Genomic DNA, 26,008 nt, shown 5'->3' with positions numbered 1-26,008 from the left:
CCCTTTCGCCGCGATCATGTGGGTCAGTCCGCCAGGGCTTCCTCGCGCAACAGCTCCAGCGCCCGCAGAGCGGGGCGGTTGCTGTAGGCGAAGAGGACGACGTCGTCGGACGTCGAGGCGCAGTCGAGCCGGTAGCGCGCCCAGCCGGGCACGGCGAGGATGTCCTTCGGTTCGAGGTCGAACGTGGTGTCGCCGACCTCGACCGTCGCCCGGCCCCGCACCGCGTGCAGGATCGTGCTCGCGGTCGTCCTCGCGGGCCGACCGACGAAGCCGGGTCGCAGCCGCAGGATCCGGCAGTCGATCGTCGGCATCACCGGACCGCCGGTCCACGGGTTGGTGTACTCGAGCACGACACCCTCGGACTCGCTGCCGTCCACGTCGTCACCGATTGCCGCTAAGGCCCGCTCGGTCTCCGACCACGGGTAGTTGCCCACCGGGGAGGACGCGGTCTGCGGGGTCTCCCAGACCGGGTTGAGCCGGCCGTGGATATAGACGCGGCTGGAGAAGTCGTCGGGGACACTGCTCTTCTGGGTGCGGTCGCCGAACAGCTCGAAGAAGCCCGCCTCGAAGCTGTTGGTCAGCGGGAAGTCGAGCCCGTCGAGCCACATCATGGGGCCCGACCCCTCGTGGTAGTGGTCATGCCAGTGCCAACCAGGGGTCAACAGGAGGTCACCAGGGCGCATGTGGACGCGCTCGCCGTTGACCGTCGTGTAGGCGGACTCGCCCTCGATGATGAAGCGGAAGGCGTTGGCGGTGTGCCGGTGGGCCTGCGCGGTCTCCCCCGGCATGATGATCTGGATCCCGGCGAACAAGCTGTTCACGGTGGCGGGCGGGTCGGCCAACCCCGGGTTCACCAGCATCAGCACCCGGCGCTCCGCCTCCTCGAGGGAGAGCGTCTCGGTGAAGTGCAGCATGTACGGCCGCAGGTCGGAGAAGGACCACCGGTGCGGAACCGCCGCGCTGCGCGGCTCGGGGTGGAACAAGTCGCCGTAGTGGCGCCAGAGCGGCTCTGCGCCGAGCTTCGTGATCTGCGAGTAGGCCTGGTCGGTCGTTATCTCGGCCATTGAGAGCCAACCTTCCCATCGGGCGAGCCGACGATCTGTCAGATGCTCAGTGTACTGAGCATCTTGCGTGAACAGTTTCCGTGAACGGACGAGCCAGCACAAGCCTCGTGCGGGGGGCGGACCCCCCGCCCGGCGGTCAGAGCACCTCGCGCAGCCGTTCGAGCAGCGGGATGGCGGCGGCCAGGCGCCGCTGCTCCGCCGCCGAGAGCTCGGTGGCGATGACGGCGGCGAAGCGCCCGTTCCAGGCCTCCCGCGTGTCGGTGACCCAGTCGCTCCCCTTGGACGTGACCTCCACGATCAGGCGCCGAGAGTCGTTGGGGTCGGTCCTCCGGTCGACATAGCCTTTCGCCTCGAGGGCCTGGACGACCTGGGCCGCCGACTGCGGCCGGATCATCTCGATGGCGGCCAGCGACGCCACCGTCGTCGGCCCTTTCTGCGCCACGCGCGCCAGCATGGAGGCCTGGCCGAGAGTCAGGTCCCCGTCCTCGCGCAGCCCCCTCACCTTCCGGACGAGCGGGCCGAGACAGGCCCGCAGCCGGGCGGCGACGTCCAGTGCGTCAGGAGTTGCCATCGCCTTCGTCTTTCCTCTTCTGCCGGGCGTTCCGACCGCTATCGGACCACGGATCAGGACGACGGTACCGCCCGGGGAGCCCCACCCCTTCTCAACGGGTCATGGCGTTGACGTGCACGAACTTTGGCTGGGTGTAACTGAACAGCTCGTCGATCCCTTCCTCGCGCCCGATCCCGCTGTTCTTCACGCCGCCGAACGACGTCCCGGGGAAGTGTGCGGACACGCCATTCACCCAGACATAGCCGGCGTCGATGGCGTGGACGGTGTTGAGCGCGGTGGCGAGGTCGCGCGTCCACACCGAGGCGGTCAGCCCATACTCCACGTCGTTCGCCATCGCGACCACCTCGTCCGATGTGGACCACCGCACGATCGACAGGACGGGACCGAACACCTCCTCACGGAAGATCCGCATGCCGGGTGTGACGTCGGCAAACACGGTGGGGGCGACCCAGTAGCCCGTCGGGAAGCGCTCGCCGCGCAGGCTGCGGCCGCCCGCGACCAGCCGCGCCCCGTCCTCGAATGCGGTGTCGATGTGGCGCAGCACCTTCTCGTACTGCGCCCGCGAGTTCACCGGCCCCATGTCCGAGGCCGGGTCCCGCGGGTCGCCCACGGTCAGCCCGTCGACGAGCTCCGCCACCCGGGCGACGCCCTCGTCGTAGATGCTCTCGTGCAGGAAGAGCCTGCTCTGCGAGCCGCAGGACTGCCCCGCCCAGCTGAAGTTCATCCCCGCGACCGCCGCGGGCAGGGCCGCCTCCAGGTCCGCGTCCGGGAACACGACCATCGGGTTCTTGCCGCCGAGCTCGAGGCTGAGCGTCTTCACGTTCACCTCGGCGGCCGCCCGCTGCAGGGCCAGCCCCGTCGCGACGGAGCCGGTGAACGCGATGCGGCGGATCCGCGGGTCGCGCACGAGGGCGTCCCCCGCCACCGCACCCACGCCGGTCACGATGTTCACCACGCCGCTCGGCAGGACCTGCCCGCAGATCTCCCCGAGAACGCACGCGGAGAGCGAGGTCTGCTCGCTCGGCTTGATCACCATCGTGTTGCCGGCGGCCAACGGTGCCGCCATCTTCCCCGCGGCGAAGAAGATCGGGTGGTTGAAGGGCGTGATCCGACCGACGACGCCGTAGGGCTCCCGCGTCGAGAAGTGCAGGCCGCGGGCGGTCGCCGGCACGGTCTCGCCCTTCAGCTCACCGGCTAGTCCGGCGTAGTACTCCAGGCTCTCGGCGGCGCGGGCGATGTCGAGGCGTAGCTTGCGGACCGTGCTGCCCGAGTCGCGGACCTCGAGGTCGACGATCCGGTCCCGTTCGGCGCGCAGGGCGGCCGCCACCTCGACCAGCGCCGTGGCGCGGTCGCGCGGGGGCAGCCCGGCCCACGCGGAGGCGGCTCGCTCCGCGGCGGCCGCGGCGAGCCGGACGTCCTCGGTGGTGCCGGCGGGCACCCGCCCGATGACCTCCTCGGTCGCCGGGTCGACCGCGTCGAGGAACGCCCCGTCCGAGGCCTCTGCCTGTTTCCCGTCGATCAGCATCCGGCCGTCGAGGAACTCCGGCGCGCTCACGGCGCGGACCGCAGTCCGGCCTCGACCATCAGCGGCAGGACCTTCTCGTTGAACTCGGCCAGCCCCTGGGCCATGTCGACCCAGCCGAGGGCGATACCGTCGTAGCCGAGCTCCTTGTACGCGACGAGCCGCTCCACGATCTGCTCGGCGGTCCCGACAAGCGGCATGCCGCCCCAGCCCGCCACCTTGTAGCGCGCCATCTGGAGGTGCACCTCGGGCGAGAAGCTCTGGCTACCACCGGCCATGGACCCGCGGATCTGGTTCTGTGCGGCTTCGAGGTCGCCGAGCTCGTCGACGTACCATTCGAAGTAGCGCCAGGCCTCGGCCTCGGTGTCCGCCAGCACGACGGGTGCGAACGTGATCCGTCCGCCGCGCACGCCGAGCTCTTGCGCCCTCGCCTCCGTCCGCCGGGCGATGCCCCCGACGATGTCGAGGTCCGGCCCGCCCTGGAAGGAGTAGTCGGAGTGCTTGAGGGCGAAGTCGAGACCCGCGCCTGAGGTTCCGGCGGACACGATGAGCGGACGCGGACGCTGCACCGGCTTCGGCTGAAGGTAGCCGCGCCGCACCGTGTAGTACTTCCCCTCCCAGTCCACTTCGTCCTGCTCTGTCCATAACCGCTCGACCAGCATCAGCCACTCCTCGGCGGCTGCGTACCGGTCCTCGTGCTCGCGCTGGTCGATCCCGAACATCCCGAACTCGAGGGCGTTGTTCCCCGCCACGAGGTTGAGGCCAACCCGGCCCGCGCTGATCGCGTCGATGGTGGCGGCCATCTTCGCGGCGAGCATCGGGTGGAAGACCGGGATGTGGCAGGTGACGAACAGGTGGATCCGCTGCGTCACCGCGGCCATGCCCGCGGCCCACGTGAAGGTCTCGTACTGCTCGGCGTTGGCGTTCATCCGCCCGCCGTGCCCCCTCCACCGCCCGAGCGAGAGCAGGAACTCCCACCCGGCGGCATCGGCGGCCTGTGCGACCGCCACGGTGTCCGGCCACGACAGCACGTTGGGTGCCGCCTCGGACATCACCATCCCGCCACTGATGTTGAGGCAGAAGATGCCGAGCTTCATCGCATTGTCGCCGTACATCGCCGAGGTCGGCTGCGCGGCCGCGGCCGGGGTCTGAGTCTGGGTCGCGACGTCCATGTCGTTCTCCTCGTTCCTCGTGACGACGAACCGGTCAGCGGATCGGAGCGGAGGTGTGCACCGTAGCCCGGATCTCGGTCTGGACGTGGCGCTCGACCCCGAGCTTGGCGGTCCCACCGTTCTCCTCGCCCCAGACGACGCTGACCTTTTTGCCGTCGACCGCCGCGTCGGCGTCGAGCATGCCGAGGGAGAAGAAGCCGCCGACGTTGACGGTGTAGCCGCACATCGCCGAGATGCCGACGAGCTCGTCCTGCGCACGGACCTGGTCGAACTGCACCCGTGCGTACCGACCCAGGGGCATGTCGAGGAACTTCGCCCCGGTGCCCCGCGGGGAGAACAGGCTGCTGGTGATGACCCGGGTGGCGTCCTCGTCGTTCCACCGCAGCCAGACCTTGCGCTTGCGCGGCTCGTCCTTGGTCGCCTCGAGCGCCTCCCGGCCGATGAAGTCGTGGTCGAACTTCATGATGTGGCCGTAGTCCATGTCCCACGGGGTCCGGAAGTAGTCCTCGATGTCCTCAGAGGCGAAGCTGCCCGCGATCGAGATCTTGGCCTCGTACCCGTCGGCCGGCAGCCACTCCCGGTACGCGCGCATCCGCTCGTCGGTGTAGATCCCCGGGACCGGCTGCGAGAGATAGCCGGACTCGATCCCGGAGCTGTAGTAGGCGAGCGCGCCGCCGCGCACCAGGCCGAACTCCTCGCCCGCGGAGAGGAGCGCGTCGAGGACCCGCGGGCCGTCCTCGGACGGACCCCAGATCTCCAGGCCCATGTTGTCGTCACCGGGCGCGCCGGCCATCGTGTGCTTGAGCGCGCGCACCTGCGCGCCGCCCAGCTCGAACTCGGTCATGCCGAAGAAGCGGACTTCGGGCAGCGCCCCGTCTGTGGCCTTCTCGAGGATGCTCTTCGCGAGCGGGCCCTCGATCTCGTACCGGAACAGCCGCCGGCGGGCGTCACTGTCCGCGGTCCGCCGGTCCCAGGTGACCTCGACGTCGTACCCGCCGATCTCCGCCTGGTACTGGACCCAGTTGGCGCAGGCGCTGGGACCGACGAGGCTGATCTCGTCGTCCTCCAGGCCGAACAGCACCGACGTCCCGATCAGGTTGCCGTCGTATCCGCAGACCATGAACTGCTTGGACTTGTTGCGACCGAAGTTCTTGAAGCTGTTGATCCCGGTGTCCGACATCAGCCGGACGACGTCGGGACCCTTGAAGTACGCGTCGTTCATGTGGTTGGACTGGTCGAACAGCACCGCGCTCGACATCCACGCCGCCTGCTCGTCGCGCCAGTTGGAGTGCTGCGGGGCGTAGGCGAGGCTGAACAGCTTGAGCGGGGCGTTCCGGAGCATGTCGACCGGCTTCGAGTACGTCGCCAGCTTCGCCTGCAAGCTCTCGTTGACCATCGTCTGCCTTTCCGTCGTTGGCGTGCAAGACACGGGTTCCGGGCTCGGACAGCCGGCCCGGCGAAGTCACCTCGGCTGTTCCGCGCGCCGCCGACCTGCGGCCGCCGCGCTCCCAACCGGCTTGCCGACCCTAGATTTCCGCAGGCTTGCCTGTCAATAAGGCAGCCGGACGGCGGCAGGCGGGACTGTCGGTACCGCCGCGCCCGGACGCCGCACGGTCTGCATGATCATCCGGTCGGCGCGGGTCCAGCCGATGGCGAACTCGCAGGTCCGTCCGTCGGCCAGCACGGTCACCTGCTCCTGGCGGATGACCGGGTCGCCCTCGGTGATGGCCAGGCTCAGTGCGACCGACGGCCCGGCGAGCGCGGCCGCGAGCGCCGTCCTGATCTCGCCGACCTCGCACCCGGCCATCGCCGCGACCGCCTGGTGCAGCGATCCGCAGGTGTCGATGTGGCCCGGCACGGCGTCGAGGTCGGGCGGGAGGTAGGAGGTCCAGAAGCCCGTCGGCTCGTCGTTGACGACGGTGACGTGCTCGACCATCACGCAGCCCGAGCCGCCCGGCAGGCCGAGCCGCTCGCGGACGATCGGCGGGGCCGTCATGGACCTGGCCTTCAGCACCTCGCGGCGGGTGCGGACCTGCGCACCCTGAGGGTGGAAGCCGCCGAGGCGGTCGACCCGATGGTCGAAGCGCTCCCCGACGACGAAGGTCCCGGTCCCGGGGCTGCGGCGGATCAGCCCTTCGCCGCGGAGGCTGTCGAGCGCGTCCCGCACGACGTTGCGGCTCACCTCGAAGTGGCGCTGTAGATCGTCCTCGGACGGAAGCCGTCCGCCGTCGCCGGTCAGCAGGGCCGCTCGGACGAGGTCCGCGACCCGCCGCACGGCGGTCTCGCGCGCCCGTCTGGTGAGGGACTGCGCCCGGCGCCGCCGGAGCGCGATCAGTCGGCGGCGGCTCTCGTCGGGGATGGCCATGGCGCCAGTCTCGACCACGAGGACGCCGGACGACGAGCGTCCGGTGGCGCGCGCCGCGGTCGCGGACCGCCTCAAAGCCGGAGCACCCCACCGTCGACGACGAGGACCTGGCCGGTCACGAAGCTCGCGGAGAGCAGCGTCGCCGCCCCTTCCGCGACCTCCGCCGGGGTGGCCAGCCGGCCGAGCGGCGTGATCGTCGCTTGTGCGGCGAACCCGGCGTCGTCGACCGCCGCCCGCGACTGGTCGGACGGCACGAGCCCGGGGACGAGGGTGTTGACCCGCAGCCCGAGCGGCCCCCACTCGAGGGCGAGGACCCGCCCGAGGTTGACGAGCCCGGCCTTGGCCGCGGCGTAGTGGGCGCCGCCCGCGAGGGGCCGAAACGCCTGGCCCGACGCCACGTTGACCACGGCGCCGGAGCCGGAGGCCTGCCGGGCGAACGCCTGGCACATCAGGAATGCGCCGGTGAGATTCACCGCGAGGACCTGCTGCCACTCCGCGAGGCCGATCTCCAGGGCGGCGCCGCGTGGGAAGACCGCGGCGTTGTTGACCAGCCCGGAGACCGGACCTGCCACGGCCAGTCGGTCCCACAGCGCGGTCACCGAGCCCGGGTCGCCGACATCGCAGTGGGCCCCCGTGGCCTCGCCCCCGGCCTCGCGCAGGGCCCGGGCCGTCTCCTCCGCCCGGTCCGCCAGGACGTCCACGCACCAGACGTGTCGCCCGTCGGCGGCCAAACGGTGGGCGATCGCCGTGCCGATGCCCTTACCCGCCCCGGTGACGACCACGGTGTCGGCCGGGCTCATCGCCGGGCCACCGCCGGGTCGCGCGCCAGGACCGACGCCAGCCGGGGCAGCGCGTCGGGCTCCGGCACGTACTTGCAGAGCACGAGGTCCACACCGATCTCCGCATACGCCGCGACCCGCTCGCCGATCAGCTCGGCGGGACCCACAAGCTGCGCTCCCACCGCGCCGAGCTTCGGGATGACGAGCTCGGGCGACCGGGCGGTGGCCTCGGCTCGCAGCCGCGCCACCTCGTCCCAGCCGGCACGCTCGGTCTCCGCAGGCACCACGAAGGCGCTCAGCCCGAACCCGACGGTCCGGTTGTACCGCGCGGCGCGCTCCCGCATCCGTTCCACCGAGACCCGCGCGGTCTCCAGCACCTCGGCGAAGGGGCGCTCGGGGTCGGTGCCATAGTCGACGAACCAATGGTCGGCACAGCGTGCGACCATCTCGAGCCCGCGCGGGGAGCGGCTCACCGTGTGGAACGGCGGGGGCCCGCCCGCGGGGACCAGCGGCATCGGCGCCGCTGTGAACTCCTCACCCTCCTCGAGGTGCGCAGCGAGGTCGGCGTCCGCGGCCCACGTGGCGCGCATCGTCTCGATGTAGCGCTCGGCACGGGAGTACTTCTCCTCCTCCCCCGTGGGTCGCACAGTGCTGAAGAAGGTGTTCTCGGCGGTGTTCCAACCGGTGACGAAGTTGATCGCACTCCGGCCGGGGGCGACGCGGTCCAAGGTGGCGGCCATCTTGGCCGCGATGTTCGGGTGCCAGAAGTCCGGGTTCATCGCGGGCATGATCGTGATGCGGTGCGTGTGCGAGGCCACCGCCGCGGCCAGCACCCAGGACTCCAGGTCCGTGCCCAGATGACGCTCGGCGAACAGCGCGATGTCGAACCCCAGCGATTCCGCCTCGGTGACGCTGTCGAGCGCGAGCCGGTACCCAGGATCGACCGTGCCGGGGTCGAGCCCCCGCCGCCCGGCCGCGTCCACCTCGCCGAGCCGCGCGGAGTGCGCGGTCACGTGCGGGATCGGTACGTAGATGCCGGTCTTCATCGCTGTGTCTCCTTCCGGTAATGGCGGGCCAGGGTCGCCCCGTCGGTCCACCACACGTCGTCGTGGTCCCTGATGTGCCCCAGCAGCCGGCGCAGCGCGTCGATCCGGTGCGGCACGCCGATGAGGTAGGGGTGCAGCGCGATGGCCATCACCCGCGGTTCCTGCGCACCCTCGCGGTGGAGCACCTCGAAAGTACGGATCGCCAGGTCGGCGAACTGCTCGGGAGTGAGCAGGCGCTGGTCGAACGCGGGCTTGTCGTTCACCTCGAGGGTGTACGGCACAGTGACGAGCCCGGAGCGGGTGAGGTCCGGGCGGTCGTCGGTGGCCCAATCGGCCACGTAGTTGTAGCCGTTCTCGACGAGCCGGGCCTCCGTCGTCGAGCGCTCGGCGAGTCCGGCGCCGAGCCACCCCGCGGGCCGGGCGCCGAAAGCCGCGCCCAGGGTGTCGGTGACCCGGGCGATCTCCTCCCGCTCCTCCTGCTCGGAGAGCTGGTCGAGCCGGCGCGCGTTCGTCCACGAGTGGCCCATCACGTCCCAGGAGGCCTCCCGCATCGCGGCGACGAGCTCCGGGTACGCCTCGACGACCGACGCGTTGACCGCGGCGGTGCCCCGGACTCCGACCTCGGTGAGCGCGTCGAGCACCCGGAAGAAGCCCACGCGCGCCCCGTAGTCGCGGACGGCGAACGCGAGCGTGTCGTGCGCGGCGCCGGTGCCTCCCGGGACCGGGCGGTCCAGCGGGAAGAACTCCACGTTGGGCACGACCCACACGGCGAGCCGCGCGCCGCCCGGCAGGGTCCAGCCCGTGCGAGCCCGTGCGGACCGGAACGGGACCGGCCCGGTCGCGGCGGACCCCGCGGTCATCGCGGGGCCGCCGCGGAGAGCCGCTCCAGCAGGCCGATCACCGTGGCCGAGTCGAGGACGTCGGCGTACTTGTGGTGGAGGTCGAACAGGTTGACCTGGTGGTTCAGCCACGAACGGTCGAACACGCCGTCCTCCACCACCACGGTGTGAAAGCCGTTCGAGCAAGCGTCGACGACGGTCGCCCGCACGCAGCCGGACGTGCTCTCGCCGACCACGAGGACGGTCGAGATCCCCCGCGAGACGAGCTCGGCCACCAGCTGCGTGCCGTAGAAGGCGCTCGCCCGCTCCTTTACCACGATCAGCTCACCAGGTGCCGGGGCCAGGGCGGGGTGGAAGTCCCACTGGTCCGCGGGGCCCGCGGGGTCCAGGCCACCGACTCGCCGGTTCGTCGCCGTGATCGGGCCCGCCGCCGCGTTCGCCGTGACGTGGATGACGGGGACGGCGGTGCGGCGGGCCGCCGCGAAGACCCGCGCGATGGGTTCGACGGCCGTGTGCGCGTACTTCCCGCAGCTGGAGGGGTAGGTGTTCTGGAGCTCGCTGGGCGGCAGCGGCCCGCCCTCGAAGGCCTTGTTGTAGAGATCGACGGCGACGACGGCGACGCGGCCCTTGAGCCCCAGCGTGCGGCGGTAAGCCTGGTAGATCGTCCGCATGTCGGGGTCAGCGACCTCGTCCCAGACGTGCCGCAGGGTGTCCCACTCGACGGATGCCGCGAACTCCGCGCCGCTCACCGCCCCACCGCCGACGCGGCGACGAAAGTCCTCATCGACGGCGCCCAGTACTCGTCGGAGGAGACCACGGCGGGCAGCGCGCGCTGCGACACCAGGATCTCCACGTTGTGCGCCCAGGCCTTCTCGTCCACGTTGTAGGACCAGTTGTTCAGCGGCATGTTCGCCAGCAGCGCCGGGTCCAGCTTCGTGAAGGCCGCGACGGTCTGGCGGGCCCGCCCCTCGTCCTGGTAGAGCCAGTCGATCGCGGCGCGCAGGGACTGCTGGAACTTCTCGACGCGATCCGGGTTGCCCTCCACCCACGCCCGGGTCGCCCACCAGGCGGACAGCGGGGCCCCGGGGTTGGCCAGCAGGTTCGGGTAGGCGACGACGGTCCCCGAACCGGACTGCTCGATCGATGTGGAGAACGGGTCGATGGTCATCACAGCGTCGACCTGGCCCGAGCGCAGCAGGTCGAGGTGACTGGCGAACGGGGCCTCGACGAACTCGATGCCGGAGGTGTCGATGCCCTGGCCCTGCATGAACCACAGCGCGCCGGCGTTCATCTGGCTCCGGACCCCGCCGAAGATCGCCACCCGCTTGCCCGGCAGATCCCCCAGAGTGCTGATCCCGCTCGTCGGCGCCGCGATCACGGTGCCCGAGTCGGGGGGCTCGTACTTGGCGGCCTCGTTCTGAATGATGGCCTGGACGTCCAGCCCGGCGGCGCGGGCGGCGAGCGGCGGGCCGGGGATGGAGGACATCAGGTCGATGTCCCCGCGCTGCAGCGCCGCCGTCATCGCGGACGGGTCCTGGAACTCCACGCGCTCCACGTCGAGCCCGTGCTCGCGGAACATTCCCTCGGTGAGGGCCACGTACGTCGGGGTCTGGCCGCCGTTGGTGAAGAAGCCGATCCGGAGCCCGTCCAGGCCGGTGTTCACCTCCGACCCGCCCGAGCCGCACCCTGCGACGACCGCCAGTGCCGCGGCGACGACCGCGGCCACGAACGTCCTTCTCATCGGTCCGACTCCTTGTTCTCGTGTGTCACGCGGTCCGCCACCGCAGGAGGTGGCTCTCGACGCGGCCGAAGGCGAGGTTGAGCAGATAGCCCACGAGGGCGAGCGTGATGATGCCCGCGAACATCAGCGGGACCTGGAAGATCCGCTGGCTCTCCAGGATCAGGTAGCCGATTCCGGTGTCACCCGCCAACATCTCGGACACGATGCCGACGATCAGGGCGATGCCGAGCGCGACCCGCATCCCGGTGAGGGTCTCCGGCAGGGCGCTGGGCAGCACGATGCGCCGCAGCCGCCCGAGCGGCCCGTAGCCCAGCGTGCGCCCGGTGTCGACGAGGATCGGGTCCACCGAGCGCACCCCACCGCAGGTGCTCAGCACCACGGGGAAGAAGCTGGTCAGGGCGATCACGGCGATCTTCATCTCGCTGCCCACCCCCAACAGCAGGATGGCGACCGGGATGTAGGCGGCCGACGGAATCGGCCGCAGCAGCTCCGTGACCGGCTCAAGCAGGTAGTAGACGAACCGGCTCGTGCCCATCAGCGCCCCGACGACCACGGCCGCGACGACCGCGACGGCGTAGCCGACCAGCACCCGGGAGAGCGTTTCCCCCATCGCCACCGGCAGTGTGCCGTCGGTGATCCCCCCGACCAGGGCCGCGACCGACGCCGAGAAGCTCGGGATGCTCGGCGAGTCCACGAGCTGGAGCCGAACGGCGAGCTCCCAGGCGACCACCAGAAGCACGATCAGCCCGATGCCGGTGGCCCGCAGGCTCAGCTGCCGGATCACCGGGCGCCGTCCTCGTAGCTCAGGCCCTCCTGGCGGTAGATGCTGTCGAGCAGCTGCCGGCGCATCGCCAGAAAGCGCGGGTCCTCGCCGAGGGTCACGGGGTTGCGGGGATGTGCGAAGTCGACGCGCAGGTCGATGTCCACCGTGGCCGGCGACTTTCGCAGGGCGACCACACGCGTGGACAGCAGCAGGGCCTCCTCGATGTCGTGGGTCACGAACACCACGGTGATCCCCAGGCTGCGCCACAGGTCGAGCACCAGCTTCTGCAGCTTCGCCCTGGTCAACGCGTCGAGCGCGCTGAAGGGCTCGTCCATGAGCAGCACGCGAGGGCTGGTTGCGAGCGCGCGGGCGATGGCCAGCCGCTGCTGCATCCCGCCGGAGAGCTGGCTGGGGTAGTGGCGCTCGTAGGCCTCCAGGCCGACCCGCACCAGCATCTCGCGTCCGATCTCGGTCCGCCGCCTGCGGTCGATGCCGCGGTCGCGTTCGAGACCGAATACGACGTTGTCGAGCACCGTGCGCCAGGGGAAGATCGACTTCGCGAACTGCTGGAACACGTACACCACACCGGGCGGTGGGCTCTCGACCACTGTGCCGGTGAATCGCACGGCGCCGGACGTGACCGGCGAGAGCCCCGCGAGTAGCTGCAGCATCGTCGTCTTCCCGCAGCCGGACGGGCCGACGATCGTGAGGAAGTCACCGTCCGCCATGTCGAGGTCCACGTGGTCGAGGACCACGGACTCCCCGCCCCGCGCCGGGTAGGACTTCACCACGTCGCGTGCCGCGAGCACGGGGTGCCCAGCCTGCTCGTCCGCCCGGGTCGCCCGGTCGGACGCCACGGTCTCCGGGAGCGTCACGTCTCCTCCTCGCTCGTCGTGCCTTCCTGCCGCGGCGGCGCCGCAGCCCGACGAGGGGGAATCCTGGAGGGCTCGTCGACCGTCTTGGGTTGCGCTGGAGTTACGCCGGTATTTTCGACGGGAGTCCTGGTGCCGGCCGCCGCTACGCCACCCGTCGCGGCGCCCGACGGGGCGAGCTCGGCCCGCGCGGCGGTTGCGATCCTGCGGTAGGTGTTCATGACGAGCAGCGCGTCGACGCCGAAGACGAGGACCTGCGACCCGCGTCCGGCGGCGACCGCCACCCCGCCCGGCTCGTCGAACACGAGCTCCATGACGGGCCGGCCGGCCGCCGCCGCCGCGGCCCGCACCCGACCGAGCTGCTCAGCGATGACCGGGTGCAGCCCGGAGGGCTGCCGCAGCCCCTGCACCAGTGCCAGGTCGCCCGCCCCGGGCAGCACCCCGCTCAGGCCGGGCACCGCGAGGATCTCGGAGATCGTGGCGACGGCGGCCGGGTGCTCGATGATCGCGAACAGCACAACCTCGTCGTTCGCCCGGCGGACGTGCTCCATCGCCCCGCCGCGGCCGACGGCGTGGATCCAGCGGCCGTAGCCGATGCCGCGTTCGCCCCCGGGCGGGTAGTGGGCCGTCCGGATCGCCGCCGCCAAGTCGGCCGGGCCGGTCACGTGGGCCAGGACGGCACCTGTGGCGCCGGCGTCGAGGAAGCGGGGCAGCAGGTTCACGTCCGCGGCGTTTAGCCGGACCAGCGTGGGGACGTCCCGGGCGCGCGCGGCGAGGATCATCCGCTCGACGGTCTCCAGGTCGAGCAGGCCGTGCTCGTACTCGACCACCACGAGGTCGAACCCCTGCGCCACGGCGATCTCCACGACGGCGGGGTCGCCGAGCGCGTGGAAGGAACCGAGGAGCCGTTCCCCGGCCCGGAGCCGCTCGGCCAAGGTCTTCGCGCAGAGCGCCAGGAGGATCTTGATCGGTGTTCTCAATGCCCGGTGCCGTTCTCGGTCGTCGGCGACCGGACCCTCGGCAGCGCACGCCGAGGATCCGGGTCATGTGGAGGTGGGGGGTGTCGACCGACCGGTCCGCCGCTCGTTCGTGGCGCGACAGCCGATCCGGAACTCGTGGTCGCCGTGTGGTTCGACAGCCCTGTCAGCGACCGCCGCAACGGTAGAAATCGACAATCTCGCCTGGCAATCAATCGGCCGCCTGTTTACAAGGACGACACCGCAAGATTGACAGGTACGCCTGTCGAAACCTACCGTCGGGTCACGGCCCGCCGCGGTGCCAGGTCGCCCATCGAACTCCAGGCCAGAGGAGCCCTCACCGTGATCCCGCAGGTCGACGAGCGGGACCGGCTGGTCGTGTCGATCGCCGGTCTCGTCACCGCCACCCAGCTCGTGTGGTCCATCCTGACACCCGTCCTGCCCGCCTTCGCTCAGGAGCTGGGGATCGACCCGGTCGGCCTCGGCCTGCTCGTCGGCGGGTTCGGGCTTGGCCGCATCGTGGCCAACATCCCGGCCGGGTACGCCGGGACCAGGGTCAACCGGCTCCATCTCCTGGTCGGCGGCGCGACGGGCGTCGTCGTCCTCTCCTCCATGACCGGACTGGCCACCTCGTTCGGTGGGGTCCTGGCCCTGCGCATCCTCACCGGCGCCGCCGCCGGGGTGGCGATGACGAGCGGCCAGACCCTGGTCGCGGACTCCGTCCGCAGCGAGTCGCTCACCCGCGCGATGGCGACCATGCAGGGCCTGCAGCTCACCGGCGCGGCCGTCGGCCCCGCGATTGGCGGGGTCACCGCGTCCCTGCTCGGTCTGCGCGCGCCGTTCGTCGTGGCGGGCGCAGCGTGCGCGGTGTTCGTGCTGTGGATTGTGCTGAGCCCGCGGCTGCGCCGCCGCCTCGTCGACGCCGGCGCGGTAGCGCCGTCCGAGCCTGCGACCGCCGCCGCGCCCCCGCGCCGGACGGGGGGTCTGGTCGCGGCGTGCCTCGTCGGCTTCTCGGCCTTCTTCTGCCGGTTCGGCGTGCAGCAGGCGCTGCTCCCGCTCGTCGCGCTGCAGACGGTGGGCCTTTCGGTCGGGGTGCTCGGGCTGGTCTTCTTCGGGATCGCCGTAGCCAACGTGCTCTGCCTCCTGACGGTGGGCAGGCTCACCGACCGCCTCGGGCACCAGCGGACGATCGTCGGCTCCTCCCTCGGCGCGGCCGTCGTCATCGCCCTGTTCGTACTCCCCGTCGGGCCCCCGGCATTCGTCGGACTGTGTCTCCTGTTCGGCGTTGCGACGGGGGTCGGGGGCCCGATCCCCGCCGCCTACCTCGCGCGGATCACCCAGGACGTCCGACGGGGGCCCGCGATCGGCCTGTACCGCACCTGCGGGGACCTCGGCGGCGTCCTCGGCCCACTCATGGTGGGGGTCGTCGGCTCGTTGTGGGGGCTGCCCGGGGCGGCTCTCGTCTCGGCGGCCGTACCGACACTGGCTGCGGTGGGGTTCGGGCTTCTGACAACCCGCGCACGACCCAAGCGCGGGTGAGTCACGCCGCGGCACTCCGGACGCCGCTACTCCGGGGTGCGGCCCGGCAGGTTCGCGAGGGCCTGCGACCGGGCCTCGAGCAGCTCTGCGTAGGTGCCGTTCTTCTCCGCCCAACGCAGCCGCTGCGCGGCCTCGACCACGACCTCGCGCGGGGTCGGGTCCGCGGACAGGAGCGAGAGAGCCTCGTCGAGGAACGGTCCCAGGTCCAGCGCCGCCGGGTTGAGCCGCTTGGCGTCCTCGGTCGTGGCGACCGCGGGCGGGACCAGCTCCGTGACCTCGACGCCAGTGCCCTTGAGCTGGGCTCGCAGCGACTCGGTGTAGGAGTGCACACCGGCCTTGGTCGCCCCGTAGGTCGGCCACAGCGGGAACGGCAGGAACCCGATCCCCGAGCTGACGGTCATGATCGTGCCTGTTCCGCGGCCGACGAGGTGCGGAGTGAAGGCGTCGATCACCCGGATCGTGCCCAGCAGGTTGACCGTGACGGTCGTCTCCGCCTGCTCGATGTGAGCGGGGTCGCGCAGGTCCTCGGCGAGCATGACCCCGGACATGGTGACCACCGTGTCGAGCTCGGGGTGGCGGGCGAGCACCTCGTCGCGGGCCCGGGCGACCGACTCCGCATCGGTGACGTCGACGGCGACCGTCTCCAGGTCCTCGACGCGGGCGGTGCTCCGGCCGCCGACGACGACCGTGCCCCCCGCCTCGACGAAGCGGCGGGCGAGCCCGAGGCCGATCCCCGACGTCCCGCCGACGACGAACGCGGTGCGGTTCTTGATGTCCATCTGTGTCTCCTCCTCAGTGACGATGTCGAGGATCGTCCGGAGCGCGATCGGGTCGGTAGACCCCGTCGATCCGTAGGAGTGGCAGGGCCCCCCATCGGTCGTCCGCCCGCGGCTACCTTGAGCCGATGGTCAGTGATCGGGATGCGAACAGCCTCGGCGAGTACCTCCGCGCCCGGCGAGACGCGGTCACCCCGGACCAAGTGGGCCTGCCCGTGCAGGCGAAGCGGCGGGCTCCGGGGCTGCGCCGCGAGGAGGTCGCGATGCTGGCCGGGATCAGCTCCGACTACTACCTGCGACTGGAGCGCGGGCGCGACAGGAACCCTTCGCCGCAGGTCCTGCAGGCGCTAGCCCGGGTGCTCCGGCTGGACGAGGTGGAGTCGGAGTACCTGCTCGGCTTCACCAGTCCGCGCCCCCGCCGACCCCGCCGCCGGCGCACCGAGCCCGTGTCCTCCCGCCTGCACCACCTGCTGGCCGCCGTCGGCGTCCCTGCCTTCGTCGAGAGCCGATACTTCGACGTGCTGGCGTCGAACCCCCTCGCCATGGCGTTGTCGCCACGCCTGCGCCCCGGGGAGAACCGGCTGCGCTCGCTTCTGCTCGATCCCGAGGAACGCGAGTTCCACAGCGACTGGGAGGCCGCGGTCGCGGACTCGGTCGCCTGGTTCCGCCAGGCCATCGGAACCGACGTGGAGGACGCCCGCGCCGTGGAGCTCGTCGGGGAGCTGTCCCTCGCCAGCGCCCGCTTCCGGTCCCTCTGGGCGCGCCACGACGTGCGGCGCCTCGAAGGCGGAACCGCGGTGGTGGAGCACCCATTGGTCGGGCCGCTACGACTGCACCGGGACAAGCTCCCGGTGGGTGAGCACCTCCTGGTGCTCTACTACCCGAGCGAGCGCGCTGAGGACGCCGAGAAGCTGCGGCTCCTCGCCGCCCTCAGCGCCCCGGGCGAGGTCGACACAGGGTGAACCGTCGCCGTCCGCCGATCCGCGTGTAGCGGGTGACGGCGGAGAGCTCATCGCGACGTCAGTGTGGCGTCTCTTCATGGCCCCGGAGGTGCACGCCGCGCTCGGCTGGTCCACATCGCCGGCGCCCTCGAAGCCGCCGAGGACCTCGACGACGAGGTCTCCAGGCCAATGCTCACCAGTCCCCCGCGTACCGCGCCGTCTAGGAGTCTCGCCGTGCGCCGCGGCGAACCGTCAGGAGCACGAGCCCTGAGACGACGGCGAGGGACCCCATCACCACGGCGATCTCCGTCCGACCACCGCCGGCGGCGAACAGCGCTCCGGCGAGCGCGGGCGCGGCGGCACTGCCGATTCGGCCGATTCCGAGCACCACGCCGGTGCCGGTCGCCCGGATCGGCGCGGCGAATGCGTCCGCCGTGGTGATCATGAGCCCCAGGGTGCCTGCGGCGACGGAGCTCGCGGCGAGCACACCCGTCAGGATGACGAGGACGGGCACCGAGGGCACCAGGCCGAACGCGATCACGAGGATCCCGAGCCCGAAGATGCCGACGGCCGCCAGCAGACGCCCGTCGACCCGACGGGAGAGCAGACCGAACACCGCGCAGACGAAGGCGCCCAGGAAGCTGCCCGCGCTCGCGACCGAGGCGGCTGCGGAGGCGTCGAAGCCCGCGCTCACCAGCATCGTTGGCTGCCAGCTCAGGAAGAAGTAGATCGTCATGTACAGCAGGAGGCTGATCACGCACACCTGCACGGTCGTCAGGAGCTGCCGGCCCCGGACGATCTCCCGGTAAGGGGTTCGCCGCCGCTGCTCGACCGGCGGTAGGGCAGCGAGCGCGGTGTGCCCGAACCTGCGCAGCAGGGAGTTGACGCGCCCGAGGCTGTCCGCGCGCCTTCGGGCCAACAGGAAGGCGAGCGACTCGGGCAGTGCCTTGGCAGCGAAGGGCACGACCAGGAGGGTGAGCACGGCGCCGAGCAGGAACACGGAGTGCCAGCTGACATGTCGCAGCAGGAACGCCGAAGCCAGGCCGCCGAGTGCGCCGCCGAGCGGGTAGCCGACGGCCAACATCGCGATGGCCAGCGAGCGCGTGCGCCGGTTCGCCACCTCGACCGCGGCCGGGTTGACCACGACCATCATCGCGCCGATGCCAACGCCGGTCAGGACCCGCACGATGGCCAGCAGGAAGACCGAGTCGCACAACGCGGACAGAAGCATGCCCACGACCATGACCGTGAGGCTGGCCAGCACGATCGGGCGGCGGCCGACGATGTCGGCCAGGGGCGCGAGGGTGATCGAGCCGAGGAGGGCGCCGACCAGGCCGGCCGACAGCAGGATCCCGATCGCGGCGCTGTCGACCTGGAAGGCCCTCGCCAGCGCCGGGGCCACGAACGTGACGGACAGCAGGTCGAACCCGTCGAGCGCGGAGATCACCGCCGCGAGCGCGACGGCCCGCTTCTGGGCGCCCGACATGGGCGAGTCGAGGATGAGGTCGCGCGGATGGACGGGCCGATCGCCCTGGGTACCCGCGGCATTGTGCGCATGCTCGGTCAAGTCGCTCTCCGTTGGGCGTGACGAGGGGATGTCCACGTCTTGACGGGACCGCGTACGCGGGATGCTCAGCACACTGAGCATCACCCGGGGGCCACTATCGTCAGCCGCCGCCCGGTGCACAAGTCTTGACTTCGCGGGGCTGAGCCGAGACCCTGCGGTCGCGCTCTGCCCTCGCTGGGCGCGCGACGACGTGCGGCCCAGTAGACGCGGCTGCAGTGGTGCAGCACCGACGGTCGGGCCGCTACGACGCCAACGGCACAAACCCCCAGTCGGAGAGCGCCTCATGGTGCGCTCACCGACCTTCGAGCGGCCTCGCCTTCGGTCGGCGCGGTGCACCGCGTGGTCGCCGCCGGGTTCCGCCGGCTGGTCGGCGCAGGGCCAGCACATACCGACAGCTTCCGCCTGCCAGCCGGTGCCCCGCGTTCGACCGGATCTCGGCCTGCACCGTGAGGTGGTCTCGATCCCGCTGAACGACCCAACCACACGACTCCGCCTCGCCCCGAGCCTCGTTCATCAGCGGTGAGACGACGAGTTCGGTGCCTGCAGTATCGAGCGACGCACCCTGCGACATCACGGCAGCGGCCGCGCGACTCATCGTGGTGAGCAGGACGGTAGCGGCACTGCGTAGACGGCGACATCCGCTAAGCTTGATCTTTAACCTGCTGCCGTCGGGCCTGTAGCGCTGGCGGGGTGTTTGCCGACGTCGTGGCGGGTGGTCGCGTGCTCGGTTACGGGAGCCGGGCGGGCGTCCGGGGCCTGGTCGGCCCTGTTTCGGTGCCCTGGCGGGACGCGTGGTCGTTGCGCGGAGGTGGCGAAACCCGCGTCGGATCCGCGCGGGGGTCAGCCGGCCCGGGTCGACGGGTTTCTCCCAGGGACGCCGCAGGTCGACCGCGAGGGGCCGGGCCAGACGCAGCTGGGTGTAGGCGCTGATGATCAGCCAGGTCCAGCGGTCCGCCGCGGCCGGGGTGCGGATCTTCGGCGCGGTCCAGCCCAGGGTCTGCTTGAACAGCCGGAAGGTGTGCTCGAGGTCGAAGCGGCGCAGGAACCCCTGCCACCGGTCCACATCCGCTGCCGTGGCGCCGGTGGCCGAGGACCACAGCCACACCGGTTTTGGGGCGTGATCACCAGGAAGACGCTGCACCTGCAGACAGATCAAGGTGCCGGCGACGACCGGCAACTCACCGGGGTGCTCGGCCCACACGCCGCGGTGAGTCAGCCGCGGGTAGAGCCCATCCCAGGCGGTGGCGACCGCCCGGCCGTAGCGGCTGGTGTCGGTGGCGGTGAGCTGCGCCGGTGTCCACCAGGTGTCGGGGGTCGGCCAGGGCGAAGTCCGGGCCGTGCCGCGGCGGGCGCCCGGTGGCGCGGGCAGCCCGCAGTGGGTGCGGGCCGCGTAGGACCCGATCGGAGCGGATCCGGCCGAGCAGCTCGACCGGCAGATCCGCCAGCACGTAGGCGAGGCGGGTGATGTCGTAGCCGGCGTCGGCCACGATCAGGATCGGCGGGTCCCAGGGCCGCCACTGACCCGCCTGCTCGAGCCGGTCGACGACCTCACGCAACTGGGCGGCGGTCACCGCGGTGGCGTCCTGTCCCGGGCCGATCCGGACGGCGTCGAGTAGCGCGGTCCACGAGCTGCGGCCGGGTTCGAGGGCGGCGACGAACGAGTACGGCCAGCCCGGGACCATCTGCGCATTGCCTCTGCCGCGGCCATAGACGTGGCAGAACGACCGGTCCGCGCTGGTCGGGGCGTCCGAACGCAGCCACGGCGACACATCAACCGCCAGCACAATCCGCCCGTCACGCGCCCGCGGGACGGGTAGCCCGGCCAGTACCCGTCGCAGCCGCTGCGACTCGATCCCGCCCTGGGCCAGCGCGTCATACATCGCGCCGTGCCCGCGACGGTGCTCGGCCACCAGGGTCAACTCCACCAGCGAGCGGACCGGACCGTCGGCGCACAGCACGGCATCGGTCAGCTCGAACAACGCGTCCGCTCGCGCCGTGCACGAGCGGTAGAACTCGTGCCGGAACCAGCCGAGATCCCCCCGCCGGGACGGGGTGTCGACCCACCCCTCGGACCGGACATGGGCCACACTGAGCACCACGGCCACCGCCTTCGTCTTCGAGCTCTGTGAGAGGAACCCGAAGAGGATTAAGCGGTGGCCGTTCCATGTCCCGAAGACACGCCGCACCACCAGTCAAAACGACCCTGACCAGAAGCCAGCAGGTTAAAGATCAAGCTGAGTTCCAGAAGGAGCTCGACTGGATCGACGCGTTCGTGCGCGAGCGCGTCCAGCCGCTGGACCACCTGCTCGGCAGCCAATGGAACATCCACGATCCCGAGTTCGTCCGGCTCGTCCGGCCGCTCCAGCAGGAGGTCAAGGACCGCGGGCTCTGGGCCTGCCATCTCGGCCCGGAGCTCGGCGGACGCGGGTACGGGCAACTCAAGCTGGCCCTGATGAACGAGAAGTTCGGTATGTCCCGCTTCGGGCCCATCGTCTTCGGCGCCCAGGCCCCGGACACCGGCAACTCCGAGATCCTCGCCCACTACGGCACCCCGGAGCAGAAGAAGCTGTGGTTGGAGCCGCTGCTGGCCAACGACGTCGTCTCCTGCTTCGCGATGACCGAGCCACAGGGCGGCGCCGATCCCCTGCAGATCCGCTCCACCGCCGTGCGCGACGGCGACGACTGGGTGATCAACGGCGAGAAGTGGTTCGCCTCCGAGGCCGCCACCGCCGCGTTTTACCTCATGATGGTGCAGACCGACGCCGAGGCGGAGAACCCGTACCGTCGGATGTCGATCTTCATCGTCCCCGCGGACACCCCTGGCATCGAGATCCTTCGCATGTACGGCTTCTACGGCGAGCCCGAGGACACCCACGCCCACCTGCGCCTGACCGACGTCCGGGTGCCCGCCGAGAACATGCTCGGCGAACCCGGTGACGGCTTCGTCGTGGCCCAGACCCGGCTCGGCGGCGGCCGCATGCACCACGCGATGCGCACCCTCGCCCAGGCCACCCGCGCCTTCGAGATGATGTGCGAACGCGCCGTCTCCCGCACCACCAAGGGCGAACAGCTCGCCGCCAAGCAGATGGTCCAGGAGAAGATCGCCGACAGCTGGGTCCAGCTGCGCCAGTTCCGGCTGCTCATCCTCGAGACCGCCTGGCTCGCCGACCAGGGCAACGACTGGAAGGCAATCCGCAAGAACGTCTCCGCTGTCAAGGCCACCATGCCCGGCGTCCTCCACGACATCGCCTCCCGCGCCCTGCAGATCCACGGCTCGCTGGGCATCAGCCACGAGATGCCCTTCGCCGAGTGGGTCATCAACTCCTTCCACATCGGGCTCGCCGACGGCCCCACCGAGGTGCACAAGGTCGTCGTCGCCCGCGAGGTGCTCAAGGCCGTCGAACCCGCGAAGGAGATGTTTCCGGACTACCTGCGGCACAAGGAGACCGCGCGGGCGCGGGAGCTGTACGGGGCATGAGCGCGCTCCGCCGATCAGCCGGCAACGGCGGGGTGGCACAGGTCGACGGAGGGGGCCGCGGCCCGGTCGTGAGGCAGGTTCCGGCCCGCGGCGAGCAACCGGCGCACGGCCATGTGCTCGCACGGGCGGTCTACCGAGTCGCCGCCGACGAGGTCCCCCTCCTCGAAACAGAACGAGGCGTCGATCCTCGAGTGTCTCTGCACGCCCTGGCCCGACGACCGCCTGCTCTCACCCCGGTATGCGAGGTGTGAGCGGACTACGGGCAGGGGTGCCGTCCGCGGCGATCGTGGGGTCGGCGCCGGTCCGCTGGAGCCAGTACCACAGGGGCCCCGCATGATCTCCAGGCCCTCGGGGATGCCGCGGACCGTCGCACCCGGAGCGGATTCAGACAACAACTCGACGGCGTATCGAGCCAAGTCGCGGCGGACAACCACTCGCCGGGTAACCGGGAGCGCCGGACGCGTAGGCGGCGCCGAAGGCCTCAACGGGTACTCGTCAAACAAAGCACATCGAGCTGACGTACTGACCGTGAGCGGTCGGGCTCGCGCGGCTCGGCGTGTGATCGGGAGCGGGCGGAGGGTCACCGCGGCGCGCCGTGCAGGTCCCCGGTGGCCGCTGGGGGCTCTACCGTGGCCATTTCGACGTTCCGGGTGTCGCCCAGCCCGAGTGTGCACAGCGTGCTGATCAGCGCCAGGAACGCGAGGTAGAACCCGAGCGCGATGCTGCCGAATGCGTCGACGAGCAGTCCAGCGACCAGCGGCGTGATCGCGCCGCCGAGCACGCCGGCGAGGTTGTACGACAGGCCCGCACCGGTGTAGCGGTACTGCGCGCTGAACAGCTCGGGCAGCATCGCGCCGACCGGGCCGTAGGCGAAGCCCACCACGCCGAGGACGAGGCACAGGCCCAGGCCGAAGGCCCATGCCGTGCCGATGTCCAGCACCGGGAACGCGATGACGCCGACGACGATCGAGGCCAGGTTGCCCCACAGCACGAGCTTCTTGCGCCCTGCCCGGTCCGACCAGATCGCGCCGACGATTGTTGTCGCCGCAAAGGCGAGTCCGCCAAGGATGCCCAGGGCGAGGACCGTGGTGCGCGGGTGCTTCAAAACGGAAGTGCCGTAGGTGGTCAGGTAGGTGACTCCGATGTAGAAGAAGCCGAACACCGTGGTCGTCATGAACGAGGCGAGGAGGATCTCGCGCGGCTGGCGGGTGATCACGTCGAGCACGGGCAGCTTGGCGATCGAGCCGGAGTTCTTGGCCGCCCTGAACGACTCGGTCTCCTCGATCTTCAGGCGGACGAACAGCCCCAGACCGACGAGCAGGATGCTGCCGATGAAGGGCAGCCGCCAGCCCCAGCCGAGGAACGCCTCGTTGGACATTGTGAGGGCGGTGACCAGGAAGGTCGCACTGGACAGTGCGAACGCGACTGACGGACCCAGCTGGGGGTAGAGCGCGTATTTGCCGCGCTTGGCCTTCGGGGCGTTCTCGGCGGCGAGCAGCGTCGCACCGGCCCACTCACCGCCCACGGCGAGACCCTGCACGATGCGCAGGGCGACCAGCAGAATGGGCGCGAGGACGCCGATCGTGCCCGTGGAGGGGAGGATCCCGATTGCGACCGTGGACAGACCCATCATGAGCAGGGTCGTGACCAGGGTGCGCTTGCGGCCGATCCGGTCGCCGTAGTGCCCGAACACGATGGAGCCGAACGGTCGGGCCACGAACGCGACACCGAACGTCGCGAGCGCGAGAAGGGTGCCCTGAGCGGCCCCGAGCTCCGGGAAGAACACCTTGTTGAACACGAGCGCGGCGGCCGTACCGTAGACGAAGAAGTCATAGAACTCGATCACCGTGCCGGTCATGCTCGCGAACGCGACACGGGCCATGGGATTGCGCTGCGCTGCGCTTGTCGAGGTCATGGTTCCCTTTCGAGGAGGGTCGAGCTGGACTGTGGGTGGAGCCGACTGCGGGTTCCCGGCGGCGTCGTGCCCCGGATCGGCGGGGTCGGACTAGTCGACGTCGGTGTAGTGCCGCACTACGGCGACGACCGGGAGGCCCGCACTCTCGTGGCGGATCACTGTGTCGCAGACGACCTGGTGATCTGTGTCGGCGGTCAGGGTGGACTCAGCCAGCAGGACGGCGCCGGCTCCGGGTAGGGGCCCCAGAACGTCGATGACATACCGGGAGGTGCTGGACGCGCCTGGGGCCAGCACCGCCATGGTCGCCGTGTTGGTGAGGACCAAGAGATATCCGCTCAACACGATGCCGTCGTCGTCGAGCATCACACTCGTGACGGTCATCCTGGCCGAGGGCTTGTCAGTCTCGATCATGCCGTCAGGCCTTCACCGGCGCGGGTAAGCCGATCTCCGGCCGGTTCTCGTCCTCCGGGCCGGCACTGCCGGTCAGCTCTTCGATGATGATCTGCCGCATGCGGAACTTCTGGATCTTCCCGCTTGCGGTGGTGGGGAAGGTGTCCGTGAAGCGCCATAGCGCCGGGATCTTGGAGCGGCTGATCCGCCCTCGGCAGAACGAGGTCAGCTCGGTGGCGTCGAGCTGTGTTCCGTCCTTCGGTCGTACCCAGGCCATCACCTGCTCTCCGTAGCGCTCGTGCGGGACCCCGATCACGTGGGCGTCGCCGACGTTCGGGTGGCTGCGCAGGAGCTCCTCGACCTCTCGGGGGTAGATGTTTTCGCCCCCGCGGATGATCACGTCCTTGATGCGGCCGACGATCCGGACCGTGCCCTGCTCGTCCATCACAGCCAGGTCACCGGTGCGCATCCATCCCGTGGAGCTGATGGCCTCGGCGGTCGCCTCGGCGTTCTCCCAGTAGCCGCGCATGACGCTGTAGCCTCGGGTGCACTGCTCGCCGGGCGTTCCGATGGGCACGATCTGACCCGTCGCTGGGTCGGCGATCTTGACCTCGACGTGTGGGGTCGGCCTGCCGACTGTGTGGTCTCGGATTTCGGGAGGGTCCGAGGGCAACGTCTGGGTGGAGATCGGGGAGGTCTCCGTCATGCCGCACACCGTGGACAGGTCCGGGACGTGTAGGCGCGTGCGGATCGACTCGAGCAGGTCCGGGGGGCACGGCGCCCCGCCGATCAGTCCGGCTCGCAGCGAGCTCAGGTCGATGCGCTGCAGTTCGGGGTGCTCGAGCATCGCCAGGTACATCGTCGGCACTCCGTAGACGGCTGTGCACCGCTCGCTCGCGACGGCCTCCAGGGTGCAGAGCGCGTCGAAAGCGCCTCCTGGGAGGACGAGCGTGGCCCCGTGCGTGCTGGCCCCGAGGGTGCCGAGCACCATCCCGAAGCAGTGGAACAGCGGTACCGGCACGCAGATGCGGTCCTGCTCGGTGAAGCCGGCCTGTGCGCCGATGAGGTAGCCGTTGTTGAGCAGGTTGTGGTGGGTCAGGGTGGCGCCCTTCGGGCGGCCCGTGGTGCCGGAGGTGTACTGGATCGCCACCGGGTCGTCGATGTGGACTCGGCGCTCGGCCTCGGCGACCGGACCGGGGTCTCCGGCCTCGAACTGCGCCCAGCCGTCTTCGAACACAACGGCCTCGCGCAGCTGCGGGCACTCCCCCGCGATCTCGGCGACGACCGCGGCGCAGTCGGTCTTGCGGTACCACGCGGAGTGGAACAACACCGAGGTCCCCGAGTGCCGCAGGGTGTAGGCGAGCTCCGCGCTCTCGTAGGTCGGGTTGAGCGCGACGAGCACCGCGCCGATCCGCGCCGTGGCGAACTGCAGGACGATCCACTCGTACCGGTTCGCCGCCCACACGCCGACTCGGTCGCCGTTGGCGACGCCCCGGGCCAGCAGCGCGCCCGCGATCCGCCCGGCGCGTTCCCACAGCTCGGCGTAGGTCGCGCGGACGCCGAGTGTCACGTCGACGAGCGCCGTGCGCTCGCCGCAGCGCTCGACGATCCGCCGCAGGTTCTCACCGATGGTCTCGCCGAGCAGTGGCAGGTCCGCCCGGCCGCAGGCGTAGGAGGGGAGGTTCACCGGC

General features: G+C 70.8%; 25 protein-coding genes. 3 read left to right on the top strand and 22 right to left on the bottom strand.

The annotated features are described in order from the left end of the window. Window positions 1-23 precede the first annotated feature (23 nt). From PKE99_RS28000 to PKE99_RS27935, 14 genes are all read right to left on the bottom strand, one after another. Window positions 24-1,064, bottom strand: a complete 1,041-nt coding sequence (locus PKE99_RS28000) for a cupin domain-containing protein (protein WP_037050630.1) — start codon at window positions 1,062-1,064, stop codon at window positions 24-26. A 136-nt stretch (window positions 1,065-1,200) separates the two neighbouring features. After that, the gene (locus PKE99_RS27995; RefSeq protein WP_037050634.1) at window positions 1,201-1,635 is read right to left on the bottom strand and encodes a MarR family winged helix-turn-helix transcriptional regulator; all 435 of its coding nucleotides are present in this window, start codon (window positions 1,633-1,635) and stop codon (window positions 1,201-1,203) included. A 91-nt stretch (window positions 1,636-1,726) separates the two neighbouring features. Further along, window positions 1,727-3,190, bottom strand: a complete 1,464-nt coding sequence (locus PKE99_RS27990; protein ID WP_197040799.1) for an aldehyde dehydrogenase family protein — start codon at window positions 3,188-3,190, stop codon at window positions 1,727-1,729. After that, on the bottom strand, window positions 3,187-4,329 hold the full coding sequence (locus PKE99_RS27985; RefSeq protein WP_051737986.1) for an LLM class flavin-dependent oxidoreductase: 1,143 nt from the start codon (window positions 4,327-4,329) through the stop codon (window positions 3,187-3,189). The genes PKE99_RS27990 and PKE99_RS27985 overlap by 4 nt, the downstream gene beginning before the upstream one ends. 34 nt (window positions 4,330-4,363) lie before the next feature. Continuing rightward, window positions 4,364-5,725: an aminomethyltransferase family protein gene (locus PKE99_RS27980; RefSeq protein WP_037050636.1), complete on the bottom strand. Its 1,362-nt coding sequence runs from the start codon at window positions 5,723-5,725 to the stop codon at window positions 4,364-4,366. A 153-nt stretch (window positions 5,726-5,878) separates the two neighbouring features. Continuing rightward, window positions 5,879-6,694, bottom strand: a complete 816-nt coding sequence (locus PKE99_RS27975) for a GntR family transcriptional regulator (protein WP_051737987.1) — start codon at window positions 6,692-6,694, stop codon at window positions 5,879-5,881. A gap of 71 nt (window positions 6,695-6,765) precedes the next feature. Beyond that, window positions 6,766-7,494 carry an SDR family NAD(P)-dependent oxidoreductase gene (locus PKE99_RS27970; protein WP_037050638.1) on the bottom strand — a complete coding sequence of 243 codons (729 nt, stop codon included), beginning with the start codon at window positions 7,492-7,494 and terminating at the stop codon, window positions 6,766-6,768. Continuing rightward, window positions 7,491-8,519, bottom strand: coding sequence for an LLM class flavin-dependent oxidoreductase (locus tag PKE99_RS27965; protein ID WP_037050640.1), 1,029 nt, complete (start codon window positions 8,517-8,519; stop codon window positions 7,491-7,493). The genes PKE99_RS27970 and PKE99_RS27965 overlap by 4 nt, the downstream gene beginning before the upstream one ends. Further along, window positions 8,516-9,379, bottom strand: coding sequence for a polysaccharide deacetylase family protein (locus PKE99_RS27960; RefSeq protein ID WP_051737988.1), 864 nt, complete (start codon window positions 9,377-9,379; stop codon window positions 8,516-8,518). The genes PKE99_RS27965 and PKE99_RS27960 overlap by 4 nt, the downstream gene beginning before the upstream one ends. After that, entirely contained in the window at window positions 9,376-10,107 is a 732-nt protein-coding gene (locus tag PKE99_RS27955) for an isochorismatase family protein (protein ID WP_051737989.1), read from the bottom strand. The genes PKE99_RS27960 and PKE99_RS27955 overlap by 4 nt, the downstream gene beginning before the upstream one ends. Then, on the bottom strand, window positions 10,104-11,099 hold the full coding sequence (locus PKE99_RS27950; protein ID WP_081924560.1) for an ABC transporter substrate-binding protein: 996 nt from the start codon (window positions 11,097-11,099) through the stop codon (window positions 10,104-10,106). Before PKE99_RS27950 ends, PKE99_RS27955 begins: the two co-directional genes overlap by 4 nt. Window positions 11,100-11,124: 25 nt before the next feature. Beyond that, window positions 11,125-11,883 carry an ABC transporter permease gene (locus PKE99_RS27945; protein ID WP_051737990.1) on the bottom strand — a complete coding sequence of 253 codons (759 nt, stop codon included), beginning with the start codon at window positions 11,881-11,883 and terminating at the stop codon, window positions 11,125-11,127. Beyond that, a complete protein-coding gene (locus tag PKE99_RS27940) occupies window positions 11,880-12,737 on the bottom strand; it encodes an ABC transporter ATP-binding protein (protein WP_197040800.1) in 858 nt (285 codons plus the stop codon). The genes PKE99_RS27945 and PKE99_RS27940 overlap by 4 nt, the downstream gene beginning before the upstream one ends. Continuing rightward, window positions 12,734-13,714: an HpcH/HpaI aldolase family protein gene (locus PKE99_RS27935; RefSeq protein WP_051737991.1), complete on the bottom strand. Its 981-nt coding sequence runs from the start codon at window positions 13,712-13,714 to the stop codon at window positions 12,734-12,736. Before PKE99_RS27935 ends, PKE99_RS27940 begins: the two co-directional genes overlap by 4 nt. 339 nt (window positions 13,715-14,053) lie before the next feature. On the opposite strand from PKE99_RS27935, the gene PKE99_RS27930 reads away from it, so the two are divergent. Next, window positions 14,054-15,250: an MFS transporter gene (locus PKE99_RS27930; RefSeq protein ID WP_037050645.1), complete on the top strand. Its 1,197-nt coding sequence runs from the start codon at window positions 14,054-14,056 to the stop codon at window positions 15,248-15,250. Window positions 15,251-15,276: 26 nt separating this feature from the next. On the opposite strand, the gene PKE99_RS27925 is transcribed toward PKE99_RS27930, so the two are convergent. Beyond that, entirely contained in the window at window positions 15,277-16,029 is a 753-nt protein-coding gene (locus PKE99_RS27925; RefSeq protein WP_037050647.1) for an SDR family oxidoreductase, read from the bottom strand. A 125-nt stretch (window positions 16,030-16,154) separates the two neighbouring features. Between PKE99_RS27925 and PKE99_RS27920 the strand changes: the two genes are divergently transcribed. Continuing rightward, entirely contained in the window at window positions 16,155-16,988 is an 834-nt protein-coding gene (locus PKE99_RS27920) for a helix-turn-helix domain-containing protein (protein ID WP_037050649.1), read from the top strand. Between the two features lie 199 nt (window positions 16,989-17,187). Here PKE99_RS27920 and PKE99_RS27915 read toward each other — a convergent pair whose 3' ends face one another. From PKE99_RS27915 to PKE99_RS27905, 3 genes are all read right to left on the bottom strand, one after another. Further along, window positions 17,188-18,615: an MFS transporter gene (locus PKE99_RS27915; RefSeq protein ID WP_197040801.1), complete on the bottom strand. Its 1,428-nt coding sequence runs from the start codon at window positions 18,613-18,615 to the stop codon at window positions 17,188-17,190. Window positions 18,616-18,826: 211 nt separating this feature from the next. Next, window positions 18,827-19,735 (bottom strand): hypothetical protein, encoded by a 909-nt coding sequence (locus tag PKE99_RS27910; protein WP_231498362.1) that lies wholly within the window; start codon window positions 19,733-19,735, stop codon window positions 18,827-18,829. After that, the gene (locus tag PKE99_RS27905) at window positions 19,713-20,723 is read right to left on the bottom strand and encodes a transposase (RefSeq protein ID WP_231498363.1); all 1,011 of its coding nucleotides are present in this window, start codon (window positions 20,721-20,723) and stop codon (window positions 19,713-19,715) included. Before PKE99_RS27905 ends, PKE99_RS27910 begins: the two co-directional genes overlap by 23 nt. On the opposite strand from PKE99_RS27905, the gene PKE99_RS27900 reads away from it, so the two are divergent. Continuing rightward, window positions 20,699-22,012 carry an acyl-CoA dehydrogenase family protein gene (locus PKE99_RS27900; RefSeq protein WP_081924563.1) on the top strand — a complete coding sequence of 438 codons (1,314 nt, stop codon included), beginning with the start codon at window positions 20,699-20,701 and terminating at the stop codon, window positions 22,010-22,012. The two genes, PKE99_RS27905 and PKE99_RS27900, sit on opposite strands and share 25 nt — an antisense overlap. A gap of 14 nt (window positions 22,013-22,026) precedes the next feature. Here PKE99_RS27900 and PKE99_RS39095 read toward each other — a convergent pair whose 3' ends face one another. The 4 genes from PKE99_RS39095 to PKE99_RS27885 form a co-directional block, all read right to left on the bottom strand. Further along, window positions 22,027-22,347: an oxidoreductase C-terminal domain-containing protein gene (locus tag PKE99_RS39095; RefSeq protein ID WP_369075881.1), complete on the bottom strand. Its 321-nt coding sequence runs from the start codon at window positions 22,345-22,347 to the stop codon at window positions 22,027-22,029. A gap of 245 nt (window positions 22,348-22,592) precedes the next feature. Beyond that, complete coding sequence (locus PKE99_RS27895; protein ID WP_231498364.1) at window positions 22,593-23,894, bottom strand: MFS transporter; 1,302 nt, start codon at window positions 23,892-23,894, stop codon at window positions 22,593-22,595. Between the two features lie 123 nt (window positions 23,895-24,017). Beyond that, window positions 24,018-24,338 carry a hypothetical protein gene (locus PKE99_RS27890; protein ID WP_037050657.1) on the bottom strand — a complete coding sequence of 107 codons (321 nt, stop codon included), beginning with the start codon at window positions 24,336-24,338 and terminating at the stop codon, window positions 24,018-24,020. A 4-nt stretch (window positions 24,339-24,342) separates the two neighbouring features. After that, window positions 24,343-26,004: an AMP-binding protein gene (locus PKE99_RS27885; protein WP_051737993.1), complete on the bottom strand. Its 1,662-nt coding sequence runs from the start codon at window positions 26,002-26,004 to the stop codon at window positions 24,343-24,345. Between the last annotated feature and the right edge of the window lie 4 nt (window positions 26,005-26,008).

Origin of the sequence: Pseudonocardia halophobica (genome assembly GCF_027922425.1) — a bacterium.
Classification (GTDB): Bacteria; Actinomycetota; Actinomycetes; order Mycobacteriales; family Pseudonocardiaceae; genus Pseudonocardia; species Pseudonocardia halophobica.
The sequence above is the reverse complement of the archived record's forward strand: the minus strand, read 5'-3'. Positions and strand labels throughout refer to the sequence as shown.

What these genes read in the sequence shown, in the direction of transcription:
- PKE99_RS27890 (WP_037050657.1), bottom strand. Translation starts at nt 24,338, where the DNA reads ATGATCGAGACTGACAAGCCCTCGGCCAGGATGACCGTCACGAGTGTG.
- PKE99_RS27960 (WP_051737988.1), bottom strand. Translation starts at nt 9,379, where the DNA reads ATGACCGCGGGGTCCGCCGCGACCGGGCCGGTCCCGTTCCGGTCCGCA.
- PKE99_RS27895 (WP_231498364.1), bottom strand. Translation starts at nt 23,894, where the DNA reads ATGGCCCGTGTCGCGTTCGCGAGCATGACCGGCACGGTGATCGAGTTC.
- PKE99_RS27980 (WP_037050636.1), bottom strand. Translation starts at nt 5,725, where the DNA reads ATGGTCAACGAGAGCTTGCAGGCGAAGCTGGCGACGTACTCGAAGCCG.
- PKE99_RS27975 (WP_051737987.1), bottom strand. Translation starts at nt 6,694, where the DNA reads ATGGCCATCCCCGACGAGAGCCGCCGCCGACTGATCGCGCTCCGGCGG.
- PKE99_RS27900 (WP_081924563.1), top strand. Translation starts at nt 20,699, where the DNA reads ATGTCCCGAAGACACGCCGCACCACCAGTCAAAACGACCCTGACCAGA.
- PKE99_RS27920 (WP_037050649.1), top strand. Translation starts at nt 16,155, where the DNA reads ATGGTCAGTGATCGGGATGCGAACAGCCTCGGCGAGTACCTCCGCGCC.
- PKE99_RS27950 (WP_081924560.1), bottom strand. Translation starts at nt 11,099, where the DNA reads ATGAGAAGGACGTTCGTGGCCGCGGTCGTCGCCGCGGCACTGGCGGTC.
- PKE99_RS27970 (WP_037050638.1), bottom strand. Translation starts at nt 7,494, where the DNA reads ATGAGCCCGGCCGACACCGTGGTCGTCACCGGGGCGGGTAAGGGCATC.
- PKE99_RS27995 (WP_037050634.1), bottom strand. Translation starts at nt 1,635, where the DNA reads ATGGCAACTCCTGACGCACTGGACGTCGCCGCCCGGCTGCGGGCCTGT.
- PKE99_RS28000 (WP_037050630.1), bottom strand. Translation starts at nt 1,064, where the DNA reads ATGGCCGAGATAACGACCGACCAGGCCTACTCGCAGATCACGAAGCTC.
- PKE99_RS27965 (WP_037050640.1), bottom strand. Translation starts at nt 8,519, where the DNA reads ATGAAGACCGGCATCTACGTACCGATCCCGCACGTGACCGCGCACTCC.
- PKE99_RS27925 (WP_037050647.1), bottom strand. Translation starts at nt 16,029, where the DNA reads ATGGACATCAAGAACCGCACCGCGTTCGTCGTCGGCGGGACGTCGGGG.
- PKE99_RS27915 (WP_197040801.1), bottom strand. Translation starts at nt 18,615, where the DNA reads ATGCTCAGTGTGCTGAGCATCCCGCGTACGCGGTCCCGTCAAGACGTG.
- PKE99_RS27985 (WP_051737986.1), bottom strand. Translation starts at nt 4,329, where the DNA reads ATGGACGTCGCGACCCAGACTCAGACCCCGGCCGCGGCCGCGCAGCCG.
- PKE99_RS39095 (WP_369075881.1), bottom strand. Translation starts at nt 22,347, where the DNA reads ATGCGGGGCCCCTGTGGTACTGGCTCCAGCGGACCGGCGCCGACCCCA.